This is a genomic window from Phyllobacterium sp. P5_D12 (assembly GCF_054049495.1).
On sequence record NZ_JBFUMG010000062.1, the window covers coordinates 1 to 14,709 of the forward strand.

Here is a 14,709-nt window from a genome sequence, read left to right on the forward strand (position 1 = left end):
TATCAATTCAATGTGAACGTTGGATGTCAAGAGGCAAGGCAAGTTGTCGACCGCCACGTTGCCATCAAATTGGACATCGTTACGGTTTCAACTATCCTTCCTCCCGCCGCCTCCGGGGAACATTCTATCGTCTCCGTGGTTTGTGATCTGGGCACCAAAAAAGGATGATGAAATGACAGTCCATGCCTCGTTTGCGGCGGTGGTCCTCGGTGCCATGGTCGCTATTTCGCCGGCGCGTGCCGAGCCCGCAGTGCCGGTTGCCGTGGCAAATTTTGACTTTCTCGACACTTCCGGTGAACCGGTCGATCAGAGCGAAGCGCACAAGCGCAGGTTGAAGGCGCTCTCTGGTTTTCTGCGCGATCAGTTGGCTGCCAGCGGCAAGCTCAAACTTGTGACGCTTCCTTGCGAGGCGTCGCAATGCAYGGCAGCGGACCCGGGTTTCGAACCGCTTGCCCGGCAGGCCAAGCAGGCGGGCGCGCGTTTTGTCGTTATCGGTGCCGTCGAAAAGACCAGCACGTTGATTGGCTGGGTCAAATATTCCGTGCTCAATGTCGACGACCAGCGCGCGATTTGCGGCGAATTGATCACCTACCGCGGCGATACGGACGAATCCTGGCGCCGCGCCGCGAAGTTTTCGGCGGGACAGATCGTCAATCGCTGTCAATTCGGCGGATGATGCTCGCTCGTCTCAGTTGTACGCGAGTTTCGGAGCAGGCGCCGCGTTGGCATGTGCCTCTTTCTGCCGAAGCTCCGCAACCTTGAGCTTGGCCGCAGCCGCAAGGTCCGAGAATATCCTGTCGAGCGCATCGGCGGCTTCATGCAGCGCATCGACGAGGTCGACCGCGCCGATCTCCCTTGCCAACCTTCGCATTTCTTCTGCATGATTTTCCAGAAAGATGTGCAGCCGTGTTGCCTGATCCAGCGTCAGGCCTTCATAGGCGAGGAACCTCGGTATCTTTTCGCTCAGCTGCCCCGCAAGTTCGTTTTTCTCGCGAAGTATATCCAACCATTGTGCCATTCAAGGTCTCCGGTGTGCCGCATGAAATCCTTACAGATGAGCGACGCAACGTCAATTAATCGTCGAGGTTAGATATCTATAATGCAGATGTATTATGTGACTAAATCAGAAATAAGTTGATATCGGCGCAGTTTTTCTTGGAAAGGGGCCCCATGTCACGAAAGTACTTTGCCTATTAACAAGTCTTGAGCCTACGAGCCCGCCCTTGCGGCCCRGACGCCGATATCGCTTTTTCCCGCGCACAAAAACGGATATGTCTCGGACCTTGAAACATGCATTGGCGTTATTTTCGGGAGCCTCTATATTTGGATACGACTGCAATATCGGAAGCTTCGATGAACAATGACTTTCAGGCCGACATCAATGCGATCGGCCGGATTGACGCCGTACCAATGATCCTCGATGTCGTTTGCCGCAGCACCGGCATGGGCTTCGCCGCCGTTGCTCGGGTAACCGACGATCGCTGGATCGCCTGCGAGGTTCTCGACGCGATCGGTTTTGGCCTGAAACCCGGCGGTGAACTGGCGGTCAAGACCACGATCTGTGATGAAATCCGCGATAGCCGGGAAGCGGTGGTTATAGATGAAGTCGCGAAAGATCCTGTCTATTCCACCCATCACACGCCGGCGATCTATGGTTTTCAAAGCTATATTTCCATGCCCATCATCCTGCCGGACGGCTCGTTGTTCGGTACGCTATGCGCCATTGATCCAAGGCCGGCCCGCCTGAACAATCCCGAGACGATTGGCATGTTCAAACTGTTTGCCGAATTGATCGCCTTTCATCTGCATGCGAATGAGCGTCTGGCGATGACGGAGGCGGCGCTTCTCGACGAGCGCAAGATTTCCGAATTTCGAGAACAATTCGTCGCCGTGCTTGGCCATGATCTGCGCAATCCGGTCGCTTCGATCGATTCCGGAACGCGCATGCTGCTTCGCTCGCCATTGGACGAGAAAGCGACGAACATCGTCAAACTGATCCGTGGCAGCGTCGTTCGCATGTCGGGCCTGATCGACAATGTGCTCGATCTGGCGCGCGCAAGACTTGGCGGCGGCGTGGTGCTGGAACTCGACGATGCGGAACCGTTGAAGCCGACACTGGTTCAGGTCATCGATGAATTGGCTTCCGTTCGGACCGGCCATGTCGTCGAGGCGCATCTCGATTTCGAAGATCCGGTGAAATGCGACCGGATGAGGATTGGCCAGCTCCTGTCGAATCTTCTCGGCAATGCCCTGATGCACGGTTCTGAGGATGGTCCCATTCGCGTCAACGCATCGATCGATAATGGCGTATTTGAGTTGTGGGTCTCCAACACAGGAGAACCTATCCCGCCGGAAGTAATGGCGCAATTATTCCTGCCGTTCTTCCGGCGTGAAGCTCGGGCCGGGCAGCAGGGACTAGGGCTCGGGCTTTATATTGCCTCGGAAATTGCGCGCGTGCATGGCGGGACCCTGGACGTTTCCTCGACCTCTGAAGAAACGCGGTTCACCTTCCGCATGCCGCCGGCGCAGTAGGGTCTGTCGAGGTTCATGTCGGGGCGAGTCGAAAATGGTGGTTTTCGAGCACCGGAGCGCAGCGTACATATTGGTACGTGAGCACCGGACCGCAGAAAAACGCCCTTTGCAGGCTGCCATGGAATGAATCTCGACAGACCCTAATGGCGTTCGAGCACAGCCACGCAACTGTCGAGATCATTGGTCGCAAGGTGGGCGTAGCGCATCGTCATCGATAGGGTCTGATGGCCGAGCCAGATCTGTACGCGGCTGATATCGATGCCGCCGCGCACTAGGCGTGAGGCGCAGGTATGGCGCAGAATATGCGGGACCACCTGATCGTCCGCCCCAAGTCCGACTTCCGCCTTGGCTTCGTTCCAGATCGCGCGAAAACGCACTTGCGTGTGCATGGCGAAGGGACCCTTCAACCGGCCATGCGGGATCTGGACGACCTCCTTCACCCGGGTAGTCAAAGGAACCGTGCGGCTGCGGCCCGACTTCGTCAGCCAGAAGGTCGACCGCGAGTCCTGCAGGTCGTTCCAGTTGAGGCCGATCGCTTCGCCAAGCCGGCAACCCGTATCGACCAGGAAGATGCTCAACCTGTAGCTGTCTTCGCAACGCATGCGGATCGCCGAGAAAAGCCGCTGTTCCTCTTCGGCTTCAAGGAAGCGGATACGTCCCTTCCGTTCCTTTTGGCGCCGGAACTCCGGCAAATTGTAAATGTCGCCCATTTTGCACGCCTTCCGCAGCAGCTTGCTCAAGGCAGCCATCTTTCGATGGATGGTTGCATTGCTATTGCGGCGCTCGCGTAGCGTGCCGATCACAGAATCGAGCATTTCCTGCGTGAAAACGCTGAAACGCTCGCCGCCCAATATTTCGCAGATTTCTCCAAGGAAAGACCGGACATTGGTTTTGTGCGAACCTTCATCCCAGAGAATACTGATATATTGCGCCGTCAGATTATTGAGAGAATGCTCCTTGACCAATCGTTTGATCCCATGATCCGCCGAAGCATAGCTGAGATCGTACTGGAACCGGACCGGAAACGCCGTTTCGGGCGGGGAGGGGGCGATACCCAAGGCAGAGATCGTCATAATGATTGCGCTCTAATCGATAAAACAAACATCGGAAAAATATCTGACGAGTTGTACCCGTCTTTTCCGAAAGCGCAATCCAGAAGCCCATGCCACTTTAGGTCCAAACATGTCACCATCTCCTCGGTCCACGACCGGTTCAAAAATCCTCTCTCGCTAATGTCTGTGCGTTGCTCTACGAACGCTGAAAATTGAATGGTGAATATGGTTTGAGGGGAAGGCCAACGCCGGAAAAAACCCGGCGTTGGTTGTTAATTGTCCAAATGATCAGAAATTGCGCTGGAAGCGGACGATGCCCTGGAAGGCATCATCCTTGACACCGCGCGTACGGCCCTGGCGAGCATCATCAAACTTGGTGTAGTTGACTTCCGGCGTGATAACGAAACCGGGAACCAGCGTGTAAGCCACGTTCAAAGCAGCGGCGATTGTGCCCTCGTCTTCATAGCCAACCTGTGCATTGACAGTTGCCTTGTCTGTGACTTTGGCGGCGATACCGCCCCAGACAGCGTAATCGCCATTCCAGGTACCGTAGAAGTCTTTGCCGTTATTGGACTTGTACCCGCCCATGACCCACGCCGAGATAGCCTCTGTGACCGTTACGTCCAGACGAGCCTTGCCGGCCCATTCTTCAGCCTTGGAGTCGTACCCGACAACACCGGTAACCGAACCCCAGCCCTGCTTGAACTTCGCGCCACCAAGAATATGCGGAAGATAGTCATCGACCAGGTAGTCGCCTTTACCCTGTTCCGCACCAACGAATGCCGAGAAACCGTTGTCGGCGGAATAGGTGTAGCTGATCTGGTTGGTRACGTAGTTGCCTTCGGCGATGACGTCGTCGGAGATGATTCCGGAGCCAAGGTAACCGGTCCAGCTTGTGAACTGCGAGTCGGCAGCACCGACACGGAAACCGCCAAGCTCGATGGTTGCCTGATTCAGGTCAACCGTTTCCTTGTCTGCGCCATTGTTGAAATTGTAGCGAAGTTCGGCATAGGAGCGCAATGTGCCGAGCTCGGTTTCCGAACGGACATCGAAGCGGGTAACAGCACGGCTACGCCAGTCATAGGTGCCGCGATCGACACCTGTATAGGCATCGTCGCCGGCATGAATTTGCGCACGGAGATAGCCGCTGACCTTCAGGCAGGTTTCGGTCCCCGGAATATAAAAGAACCCGGCGCCGTAAGCGTCGCAGATGCGAACATATTCAACAGGTTCTGGTTCAGCGACGACAACTGCGTCTGCAGCGCGGGCGCCGGTGACCGCAACGAGGGCTGCAGCGGAGCCGAGAAGCAGGCTCTTGATGTTCATTTCTAATCTCCAATCAATAAAAAATGGCTTGGGTGTTTCAATCTGGTGAGGGGACATAGGTCCTTGACCGGTACCCGCAATTCAAACAACGAACGTCGAATTGGTTTGTTGAGGACGAAAAACCAATGCCGGAACGCCCGGCATTGGTTGGTGTCAGCCAATCAAAGGATCAGAAGTTGCGCTGGAAACGGAGGATGCCGCCAAATGCGTCTTCGGCATCGGCCGCGCGAGCACCGTCGAACTTGATGTAGTTGATTTCCGGCGTGATCGTGAAGCCAGGAACCAGCTCGTAAGCTACGTTCAAAGCCGCAGCGATTGTGCCATCATCTTCATAGCCGACCTGTGCATTGACAGCTGCGGTGTCCGTAACCTTGGCGGCAATACCGCCCCAGACAGCGAAATCGCCATTCCAGGTACCGTAGAAATCAGTTCCGTCGTTAGATTTGTATCCGCCCAGAACCCAGGCTGAAATCGTGTCGCTGAATTTGGCATCGACGCGGAGCTTACCAGCCCATTCTTCCGCATTGGAGTCGTAGCCAACGACGCCCGAGACCGTGCCCCAAGCTTGTTCGAATTTCGCACCGCCAACGATATGCGGAAGATAGTCATCGATCAGGTTGTCGCCATTACCCTGTTCTGCACCGATAAACGCCGAGAAACCATTGCCGCCAGTGAACGTATAGCTGATCTGGTTGGTGACATAACTGCCTTCGGCGACAACGTCATCGTTGATGATGTCGCCGAGATAACCGGTCCAGCTCGTGAATTGCGAATCGGCTGCACCGACCCGGAAACCACCGAGCTCGATGGTTGCCTGGTTCAGATCGACAGTTGGAGCATCCGCACCATTCTTGAAGTTGTAGCGAAGCTCGGCGAAAGACTTCAACGTACCGAGTTCGGTTTCCGAACGGGCGTCAAAACGGAGAAGCGCACGGGCACGCCAGTCATAGGTGTCGCGTTCTGCGCCTGAATATGCGTCATCACCAGCGGCAATATCTGCGCGGACATAGCCGTCGATCTTCAGGCAGGTCTCGGTCCCCGGAATATAGAAGAAGCCCGCGCCATAAGCATCGCACACTTTGACGTATTCGACAGGTTCGGGTTCGGCAACGACGACTGCGTCTGCAGCGCGTGCGCCGGTTACTGCAACGAGAGCTGCAGCGGAGCCGAGAAGTAGGCTCTTGATGTTCATTTCTGACCTCCAGTCAAGATTCGACGGGAGGTTCCTGGAAAATGGATAGCTGGTGCACCAATTGGCCAGAAAAAACCGGCTTTAGTGCCCGACCGAGCTGGAGAAGAGATTGACGATGAGCACGCCGGCGACGATCAGGACCAACCCGATGATCGCAGCAATATCCAGCKTTTGTTTGAACCAGAACCAGCCAACGGCGGCGATCAGCACGATTCCCGCACCCGACCAGATCGCATAGACAACGCCGACGGGCATGGTTTTGAGCAGTATCGAAAGCAGGTAGAACGCCGCTCCATAGCCGGCAATGCAAACGAGCGATGGCCAAAGCCTGGTGAATCCATCGGCCTGTTTGAGAGCGGAAGTGGCCACGACTTCGCAGACTATGGCGATAAGGAGGTAGAGATATGTCAYGTCAAATCACCATTCAGGGAGAGCGGAAAATCGTTGATTCGATTCAGCGACTGGCCAGCAACACCGCTGTAATGGCCGATTCTCCGGGTGTTTGCAGTTCCAATCCCGCCACGTTCCGGCAAGATTTTATTAAAAACCGGGTTACCAATATTAATGAGGGGTAAAGATATTGCAGGAGCCGAGGCGATTTCGTGGCTTTTGTGCAACAGCGCTCTGGCATAGAGCCCTCACAAGGTGCCGATGCGGACATTCGTGGTTGAAACCCCGGCGCTGGCGAGTATGGTCTGTCGGGAGGAAGGGCGTTCATCGCATTTCTTCTTGGACTTAGGGGATGGGGACAGGTTGTCCTTCAGCCAAATTGGAATGCCCAGACCCATTTTTAACTTTGACTGGAGGTCAGAAATGAACATCAAGAGCCTTCTAATCGGCTCCGCTGCAGCCCTCGTTGCAGTATCAGGGGCACGCGCTGCAGATGCAGTCGTCGTCGCTGAACCAGAGCCCGTCGAATACGTTCGCGTTTGCGACGCATACGGCGCTGGCTTCTTTTATATTCCGGGTACCGAAACTTGCCTGAAGATCAGCGGTTACGTTCGTTACGACGCTGCTGGCGGCGACAATGTCTATGACGGCACCAACGTAGGCGCCAAGGACAACGAGACCTGGTACAAGCGTACTCGTGCAGAAGTTCGTTTCGACGCTCGTTCGGAAACCGAACTCGGCACCTTGCGTTCGTACATCCAGGGCCGTTYCCAGTACACCAACGGCATTGATGACGGCGGTTCGCTGCCACAGGCATGGATCGAACTCGGTGGTTTCCGCATCGGTACTGCTGACGAACTCTTCGGTTCGTGGACAGATTATGCCGGCGCGATCATCAACGACGACGTGATCAACTACCAGTCCGGCCAGAGCAACCAGGTCAGCTACACTTTCGTTGGCGGCAATGGTTTCTCCGCAATGATCGGTGCTGAGCAGGGTCAGGACGATGTTACCGGCCTCGGCGGCAACTATGTCATCGAAGACTACATGCCACACGTTCTTGCTGGTGCGAAGTTCGAGCAGGGTTGGGGCAAGGTCTCCGGCGTTGTCGGTTACGACTCCAACGTTGAAGAATTCGCTGGCAAGCTGCGTTTGGACGTGAAGTTCAACGAAATGTTCTCTGCTTGGATCATGGGTGGCTATCAGTCCGGTTACGACAACAACTTCGATCCGGATACAGGCGCAGTTGATCTCGATGACCGTAACTGGTTCGGTACCTGGGAAGGCGATTGGGCAGCTTGGGGCGGTGTCTCCGTCAAGGCTACCGACAAGGCAACCATCAACGCACAGGCTGCTTGGGAAGACGAAGGCACWTACGCTCTCGCTCTTAACGTAGCTTACGAGCTGGTTCCTGGCTTCACGATCACGCCAGAAATCAACTACACCAAGTTTGACGGTGCCCGTCTGGCCGCTTCCGAATTCAACGGCGGCAGCGAGGACGCATTCGGCGGTATCATCCGCTTCCAGCGCAACTTCTAATCCTTCACGGATTGGTTGATTTGGACCCGGCAGCGCAAGCTGCCGGGTTTTCTTTTGCCGGAAATCTGGTGCTCTACAATGTTTATGGCACGCGGACACACCCCTGTGTTGAAATGGCCATAAATAGCGGGCAGACATGTTTCCGGGTTAAGATGAGAAAGTATTGAATATATGCAGACGATCAAAAGCTGGTTCTGGCCGGGCGTCATCACCATTGCGCTGCTGACGGCCTTGGCTGTGTGGTTTTTGACAGATCCGATCGACCGTGAGCTCACAGAGACCGCCAACAATGCGCTTGAGACCGGCAATCCATGGGCGAGCGCCGAAATCGATGGCCGCGATCTGGTCCTCAAGGGAATTGCACCATCCGAGGAAGCGCTCGCGGAGGCGCTGAAAATTGTGAGCGAGACGAGGGGCGTTCGTGTCGTCGACAATCAGGCGACACTTTTGCCCCTGGCTGTTCCGTTTTCCTTCGCGGTCACCAAGTCCGATGAAGGGATCCTGCTTTCGGGCAATGTTCCCTATGGCGATGCCCGCGCCAAGATCCTCGCCGCCGCGGAAAGTGCCATGCCCGGCATCGAAATTCTCGATGAAATGGCTGTGGCGCGCGGCGCTCCGCCAGGTTTCTTCGATCTTGTCGATTTCGCGCTGGCACAAGCGGCGCAATTGACCAATGGCGAAGTGGAAATTTCGGGTGAAACCTACAATATCAGGGGTACCGCTGCCAATTCGAATGGTTATGATAGCCTGAATGCTGCTCTGCACATGGCACTTCCGGGTAATGGAAAGCCGGGCGAGGTGAAATTGGAAGTGCCGGCCAGCGCCAGCAACAATTAGCCAACAGCCATTAGCCAACAGCCATTGGGAGGACAACGGCATGTGGTATTTGATCAGCGAGCTCTGGCTCTTTCTTCTGATTGCTGTTCTTGTCGGTTTCTATGTCGGCTGGTCGACCCAGGCCTGACTTCGATAGCGAAGGTGGGATAACGAATCATGGTGATGTTCATTTTATCGTCCCTGTTCCTCATTGCCGCCGCCTTTATCATCGGCGCGATTTTAGGTAATGTTTCCAAGAGGTTCTCGGCAAAAGGCGATTCTGTTTCCGAGAGCTCGACGAGGGCAGCCGATGCGCGGCTTGCGTCCCTGTCGCTGCTCGGTAAACCTGCGAATGACGATGTGAAGAAATCTGCCAGAGAAGCCGCCGCCATGATTCCGCCAGCGGAACCGGTTCCCGCGCCAGACCCTGCGGGTGCGGGCCGCAGCAGATCAGGACGCAAGACGGCCGCGCCAAAGAAAAGTCAGGCAAAGGCCGAGGCGAAAATCGTGCGGAGCCCGAGGCAGGATGACAAGAACCGCCCGGCGTTGCTCAAGACTGCACGCCGCGGCAAGCCCGACAAGTTGACCGACATTGATGGCATTGGTGCGGTGATTGAATCGAAACTCTTCGAGGCCGGCATTTTCCACTACCACCAGATTGCCGGCTGGACTTCCGACGAAGCCGCCTGGGTCAGCGAGGAAATCGGCTTTCCCGGCCGCGCTCATCGCGAGGGCTGGATCAAACAGGCGTCAGGCTTCGTGAAGCCTGTCGCAAAGGCAAAGCCGAAGGCGGCGCCGAAAAAAGCTGCACCGGCGAGAACTGGCAAAAGCGGCTGAGCGCCTGTTTTGCCTTGTGGCAAAACCTGCTGTGCGTGGTTCGACGAGCTCCAAGGCCCGGTACTTAAACCGCGCGTAAATCCACCCCGGCCACAAACGCTGCGATCAGCTCGGGCAGGCGCCCGGTTTCCAGCATCGGCGCGTGGCCTTGGCCCGCCACGTTGATCACCTGCAGTGCCGGATGTCTGCGTGTCATTTCCTCGACCGTTTCCGGTGCCAGCAGCGGTGTGTTTTCCCCGCGGATGACCAGCAGCGGCAGTTCGGCCAATAGATCGAACTGCGCCCATAGATCCGGCAATTTCTGCGCGAAATCAATACCTTGTAACGTCTTCACGAGGTTCGGGTCGTAATCCGGGCGGATAGTTCCATCGATCTCGCGGTAAATCGCGTGGGCGAAGCGCTCCCAGTCCGCATCCCTCAGTGCCGGAAATGCGGCCCCATGCACGGCGAGCTGGATCTCCGTCGCTTCCGTCCAGCTCTTCGGCAACCGCGGATTGTTCAAGTACTGGCTGATCTGCAATAATCCCGCCGGCGCAATCTCCGGGCCGATATCGTTGAAGATCACGCCGGCCAGCAGCTGCGGCGCAATCGCTGCGAGGATGTGGATGATCAGCCCGCCGCGCGACGTGCCGAGGAACACCGCACGATCGATCCCGAGGACCCCGAGCCCGGCAATCACATCGCCGGCTTCAGTGCCTATATTATAATGCGTGAAATCGGGGTCGTAGGCCGACAGCCCGCGTCCGCGATAGTCGAAGCTGACCACGCGCCGCGGTGTTTCCGGATGCTCCGAAAGCACCAGCGCCAGTTCATGGAAATCCCTGGCGTTGCGCGTCAGGCCGGGCAGGCACACCAGCGGCAGGCTCTTTACTTCACGCGCCGGTTCATACACCCGCGCGTAGAGCTTCAACCCATCCGACGCATCGCAAAACATCTCGCGAAAAGCCAAGCGATCAGCCGCGCCGTCCGGCGGTCAGATCGCTTTCGATMTGCGCCTTGCCGGTAAGCCGCGCCTTATAGACCTCGTAGTTTTCCATCACCCGCTGCACGTAGTTGCGCGTCTCGGTATAGGGAATGCGCTCGATCCAGTCGACCACCTCGTCGAGCGGCTTGCCGCGCGGATCGCCATATTTCGCCACCCACTCATTGGCGCGGGTCGGGCCGGCATTGTAGCCGGCAAAGGTAAGCACATACGAACCATCGAACTTCGAGATCTGCTCGCCGAGGAATTTCGCGCCGAGCGTCGCGTTATAGGCGGCGTCCGTGGTCAACCGGTCCTTCGAATAGCTCATGCCCGCGCGGGTGGCGACGCCCTTGGCCGTTCCGGGCAAAAGCTGCAAGAGGCCGCGCGCCCCGGCGCTCGATACGGCAGTCGGGTTGAACTCACTCTCCTGCCGGGCGATGGCATAGGCAAGGGCGGCGCCAGAGCCGGAAATATTGGCATTGCCGGGGATGGCGCCGATCGGATGCGACAGGGCACCCACATCGATGCCGCGCTGCGCCRCAGCCTTGCCGACACGCAGGGCGACGTAGTGATTGCCCTTGCGCTCGGCCATCACTGCCAGCAGCGCGAGTTCGCCCGGACTGTCGAGTTCCTGCGCCAGGCTCGTATAGAGCATCGCCGCGCGTGAATCGTAACCCGTGTCCTCCAGCCGCTGGATCGCACGCACGGCCTCGCGCTGTGCAAAACGCGTACGCTCGGCGTCCGTCGGCTTGGGGTAGGGCAGTTGCAACCCGGATTGCCCGAGCTTCGCTGCCGCAAGCTGCCCGTAAAACGTGGTGCCGTAGCGGGAAGCCCGCGTATAATAGTCGCTGGCGCTGCCCGCGCTGCCGGCTTCCGCCGCGCGTCCGAGCCAGTAATAGGCGCGCGAAGCCGACATCGGCCGCGACGATATCTCGGCGATCCGCGCAAAATGCTTCTGCGCCGTTTTCGCATCGTTCAGCGCCCTTAAGGCCACCCAGCCTGCGTGAAATTCCGCATCCGCCGCAACGGCAGGCGTTTCCGCGCTGTGCGAGGCGGCAACACGGTACGCGCGTTTGGCATCGCCAATATCCAGAAGTTCGCGCGACAGCACCCGGCGCTCGGTCCACCACGCATCCGGATCGACCAGCGAAGCCGCATCGCGCGGTGCTGCAGCCATCGTGTCGGCCGCTTCCTTGTATTTCTCCTGCCGCCGCAAATATTGCGCCTTGGCAAAGATATAGGCSGCGTTCTGCGCCCAGGATCCATCCACCTGCGCCAGCTTCTTGCCCGCATCGGGCGCCTTCTGCAGCACGGCGGCAAAGGCCTGGTACAGCGATGTCGCGCCGGCAAGCTTGGCCACGCGCCCGGCGGATTTCACCTTGCCCTCATAGAGCATGGTCAGCATGCGTGTCAGGTGATCCTCGCGCGAGATGACCCCGGAAAACTCCTTGAGGATCATCGCTTCCTGATTGTCATCGAGCTTCTTCGTGCGCCAGAAAGGTCCGAGGATTTGCCGTGCGGCACGCTGGTTGCCGCTGGCCACATAGGCGCGGGCGAGGATCACCACGCCTTCCGTCGTCTGCGGCGCGGTGTTGCCAAAAGCGCTGATCACCACCGACGGCGCCGGATTTTCCTTGTAGAGCGCCCGTTCGGAATTGCTGCGGAAAGTCGCCAAGCCGGGCCAGCCCGGCAGCTCTGCGGCGGCCTGCGCAATCTCGGAACTCGGCACGCCCGGCGCGTTGGAAAGGCCGATCGCCCAGGTCAATACATGCCGGTCGAGCGCCTGTGCAGGCAGGCCGTTGCGAATGCCGATCGCCCGCCGCACATCGCCGGACGCGATGGCATCGAGCCCGCTCTTCAGGCTCCCGGCGATAGCCGTAGGCTTGGAGGGCTGCGCAATGCCCGCCGTCGTCACCGGGTCCGGATGCATCGCCGCCTGGATGGCCGGGCTGACGCGCGTTTGCGTCGAGGCGAAAGGCTTCAGTGTGGGGACAGGGATCGCCGCCGAAGGCACAGGATTTTGGGCGTGCGCAGCCGACGCCGTCAACGCGAGCGTGAGGCCAAGAAGAACATGACGCAAAACAGAAGTTCTCAGCATAAAACTACCGGTTATGTTGAAGCGGATCGGCGACTTTTTTGAGAATGCAGCTTGATGAGGCAGCTGGTGTGGTTTTCGAGAACTGGAGCGCAGTGGACATTTTCGTCCATGAGCACCGGAAGCGCAGAAAATCGCATCAGATGTCCATCAGGTGCATTCTCAAAAAAGTCGCTTGGGGGCCCCTGATCCGAAGACAATAGCATAATAATGGCGGACGTATGAAAGCACTCTTAACGAAGCGTTAGCTGGAAGGGTGGGATTTGAAGGGTAACAGGTTTGTGACGAGCTGAAGGCGGTAATTGGCATCGCCTGCCTCCCCGCGTTTGGGCAATCACATGCGGATAGTTACGATCCGCTCACCTCTCCGTTATCCCTAGTCCTCCGCGCCTCCGTTATCCCTAATCCCCCACCTCTCCGTCATCCTCGGGCTTGACCCGAGGACCCATTCTACTCATCAAGATTTTGAATCCCGCGGAAGAGATGATTTCTCTGAAGAAAGATGGGTCCTCGGGTCAAGCCCGAGGATGACGGAGAGGGAAGCGCGTTTCAGCTGGAAGCCGCCGCCGATGCGGGGGAGGGCCACCGATACGGATTTGCGCAAGCGCCCCATCAACGAAATGAAAAGCGCGCGGCCGTTGCCGTGCGCTTTTCGGCGTCATTCGCCAGCTCATTCAAAGAATGTAATCACCCGGGCCCCCTGGGCCGGCTACGTCAAATATGATCGAGAAGTCTGCTAAACCGTCCCCGTCTGTATCGCCCGCGACGACAGGTGGACTCACATCCCCAAACCCGCCCGTAAAAATGAGTTCGCCTGCATGGCCCGTGAAACCTCCAGCAACACGTGTAAATGGCTGATCGCCATCAACCCCTGTGTTAGCGTCAATAGCCGAGAGATCGACTTTATCAACACCCGTTACGAAGACACCGATCGCGTCCGGACTTGAAACGGCGCCACTATCGTCGGCACGCAGAAACACAAATGTATCGGCGCCGTCGCCGCCATTCAGAATATCAGTGCCTGCTCCGCCGATAAGTCTGTCATTTCCAGCGCCTCCGTGAGCGTATCATCGCCGGCTCCGCCTTGAAGGACATTGGCTCCACTATTTCCTGTCAGCGTATCGTTAAATGCGGAGCCTGTGACGTTTTCGATCTCGTAAAGGCGATCTCCCGCAGCATCGTTGAAGCTGCCAAAAGTTGTAACCAAATTGACCTCCACTCTGCCTGGCGAAGTCGAATAGTCGGCCGTGTCGGTGTCCGCGCCGCCAGTAAGCGTATCAGCGCCAGCGCCGCCGATCAGCGTGTCATTGCCGCCCATGCCGTTAAGCGTGTCATTACCACCAAGTCCGGCAAGAACGTTGACGCCGGTATCGCCAGTGATGGCGTCAGCGAAGCCGGAACCGACGACATTCTCGAATCCCGTGGCAAGGTCGCCGGATGCTGCGCCACCGACGAGGGCAAGTGCGCCGTTGGCAATAAGAGTCACCTGAACCGCGCTACCCGCCGTGGCGTAGCCAAGCGTATCCTTCGTACCGCCTTCGCTCCCACCGATCAGAGTGTCGCCACCAGCACCGCCCTCAATATAGTCATTGCCACCGCCACCATGCAGCTCAAGGCATCCCCTGGAAGGCCTCATTCCAGTCCAACTCGCCAAATGAATTGGCTGATATTGAATGCTTTGCGCATGCCCCGTCCGGACGGCGGCTGTTTCATGGCAATCGACGCTTATGCGGGAAATTGCGCCCACAATCCTGCACGGGCGGAGATGCATGAAAACAGTCGGCTCAGCTGGCTTCGTCCTCGCAAATATGTGAAGCCGGCGAATGAACGGGGTTGCACGTCCTCGGGGAGGGACGCGCGCGGAGGAGGCGGCGCGGACACTGCGCTGCCTCTTCCAGTCATCCACCTCTCCGCCATCCCAAAGCACCTCCCTCTCCGTCATCCTAAAGCACCACCTCTCCGTCAT

Annotated in this window: 13 protein-coding genes and 1 pseudogene; 5 read left to right on the forward strand and 9 right to left on the reverse strand. The window is 57.7% G+C overall.

Features of this window, described 5'->3' with window-relative positions:
* The first annotated feature begins 172 nt into the window (after nucleotides 1-172).
* Nucleotides 173-676, forward strand: a complete 504-nt coding sequence (locus tag ACXJ5O_RS06845; protein WP_457299230.1) for a DUF2380 domain-containing protein — start codon at nucleotides 173-175, stop codon at nucleotides 674-676.
* 12 nt (nucleotides 677-688) lie between these two features.
* On the opposite strand, the gene ACXJ5O_RS06850 is transcribed toward ACXJ5O_RS06845, so the two are convergent.
* Complete coding sequence (locus ACXJ5O_RS06850) at nucleotides 689-1,018, reverse strand: hypothetical protein (protein WP_457299231.1); 330 nt, start codon at nucleotides 1,016-1,018, stop codon at nucleotides 689-691.
* A 335-nt stretch (nucleotides 1,019-1,353) separates the two neighbouring features.
* Between ACXJ5O_RS06850 and ACXJ5O_RS06855 the strand changes: the two genes are divergently transcribed.
* Nucleotides 1,354-2,532: a GAF domain-containing sensor histidine kinase gene (locus tag ACXJ5O_RS06855; protein ID WP_457299232.1), complete on the forward strand. Its 1,179-nt coding sequence runs from the start codon at nucleotides 1,354-1,356 to the stop codon at nucleotides 2,530-2,532.
* Between the two features lie 140 nt (nucleotides 2,533-2,672).
* Here ACXJ5O_RS06855 and ACXJ5O_RS06860 read toward each other — a convergent pair.
* The 4 genes and pseudogenes from ACXJ5O_RS06860 to ACXJ5O_RS06875 all read right to left on the reverse strand — a co-directional run.
* Nucleotides 2,673-3,476: pseudogene (locus ACXJ5O_RS06860) on the reverse strand (tyrosine-type recombinase/integrase); the annotation flags it as partial.
* A 396-nt stretch (nucleotides 3,477-3,872) separates the two neighbouring features.
* Nucleotides 3,873-4,910: a porin gene (locus tag ACXJ5O_RS06865; protein ID WP_457299233.1), complete on the reverse strand. Its 1,038-nt coding sequence runs from the start codon at nucleotides 4,908-4,910 to the stop codon at nucleotides 3,873-3,875.
* A gap of 169 nt (nucleotides 4,911-5,079) precedes the next feature.
* Entirely contained in the window at nucleotides 5,080-6,102 is a 1,023-nt protein-coding gene (locus tag ACXJ5O_RS06870) for a porin (protein WP_457299234.1), read from the reverse strand.
* An 81-nt stretch (nucleotides 6,103-6,183) separates the two neighbouring features.
* The gene (locus ACXJ5O_RS06875; RefSeq protein ID WP_457299240.1) at nucleotides 6,184-6,513 is read right to left on the reverse strand and encodes a DMT family transporter; all 330 of its coding nucleotides are present in this window, start codon (nucleotides 6,511-6,513) and stop codon (nucleotides 6,184-6,186) included.
* 402 nt (nucleotides 6,514-6,915) lie between these two features.
* On the opposite strand from ACXJ5O_RS06875, the gene ACXJ5O_RS06880 reads away from it, so the two are divergent.
* The 3 genes from ACXJ5O_RS06880 (at nucleotide 6,916) to ACXJ5O_RS06890 (ending at nucleotide 9,684) form a co-directional block, all read left to right on the forward strand.
* Complete coding sequence (locus tag ACXJ5O_RS06880) at nucleotides 6,916-8,031, forward strand: porin (protein WP_457299235.1); 1,116 nt, start codon at nucleotides 6,916-6,918, stop codon at nucleotides 8,029-8,031.
* Nucleotides 8,032-8,202: 171 nt separating this feature from the next.
* The gene (locus tag ACXJ5O_RS06885) at nucleotides 8,203-8,868 is read left to right on the forward strand and encodes a BON domain-containing protein (RefSeq protein ID WP_457299236.1); all 666 of its coding nucleotides are present in this window, start codon (nucleotides 8,203-8,205) and stop codon (nucleotides 8,866-8,868) included.
* Nucleotides 8,869-9,024: 156 nt separating this feature from the next.
* Nucleotides 9,025-9,684, forward strand: a complete 660-nt coding sequence (locus ACXJ5O_RS06890) for a hypothetical protein (RefSeq protein ID WP_457299237.1) — start codon at nucleotides 9,025-9,027, stop codon at nucleotides 9,682-9,684.
* A gap of 64 nt (nucleotides 9,685-9,748) precedes the next feature.
* Here ACXJ5O_RS06890 and ACXJ5O_RS06895 read toward each other — a convergent pair whose 3' ends face one another.
* The 4 genes from ACXJ5O_RS06895 to ACXJ5O_RS06910 form a co-directional block, all read right to left on the reverse strand.
* Nucleotides 9,749-10,633 carry an alpha/beta fold hydrolase gene (locus ACXJ5O_RS06895; RefSeq protein ID WP_457299238.1) on the reverse strand — a complete coding sequence of 295 codons (885 nt, stop codon included), beginning with the start codon at nucleotides 10,631-10,633 and terminating at the stop codon, nucleotides 9,749-9,751.
* A gap of 4 nt (nucleotides 10,634-10,637) precedes the next feature.
* Nucleotides 10,638-12,746, reverse strand: coding sequence for a lytic transglycosylase domain-containing protein (locus ACXJ5O_RS06900; protein ID WP_457299239.1), 2,109 nt, complete (start codon nucleotides 12,744-12,746; stop codon nucleotides 10,638-10,640).
* A gap of 671 nt (nucleotides 12,747-13,417) precedes the next feature.
* Nucleotides 13,418-13,777: a M10 family metallopeptidase C-terminal domain-containing protein gene (locus ACXJ5O_RS06905; protein ID WP_112551236.1), complete on the reverse strand. Its 360-nt coding sequence runs from the start codon at nucleotides 13,775-13,777 to the stop codon at nucleotides 13,418-13,420.
* Complete coding sequence (locus ACXJ5O_RS06910; RefSeq protein WP_162713604.1) at nucleotides 13,750-14,379, reverse strand: calcium-binding protein; 630 nt, start codon at nucleotides 14,377-14,379, stop codon at nucleotides 13,750-13,752. Before ACXJ5O_RS06910 ends, ACXJ5O_RS06905 begins: the two co-directional genes overlap by 28 nt.
* Nucleotides 14,380-14,709 lie beyond the last annotated feature (330 nt).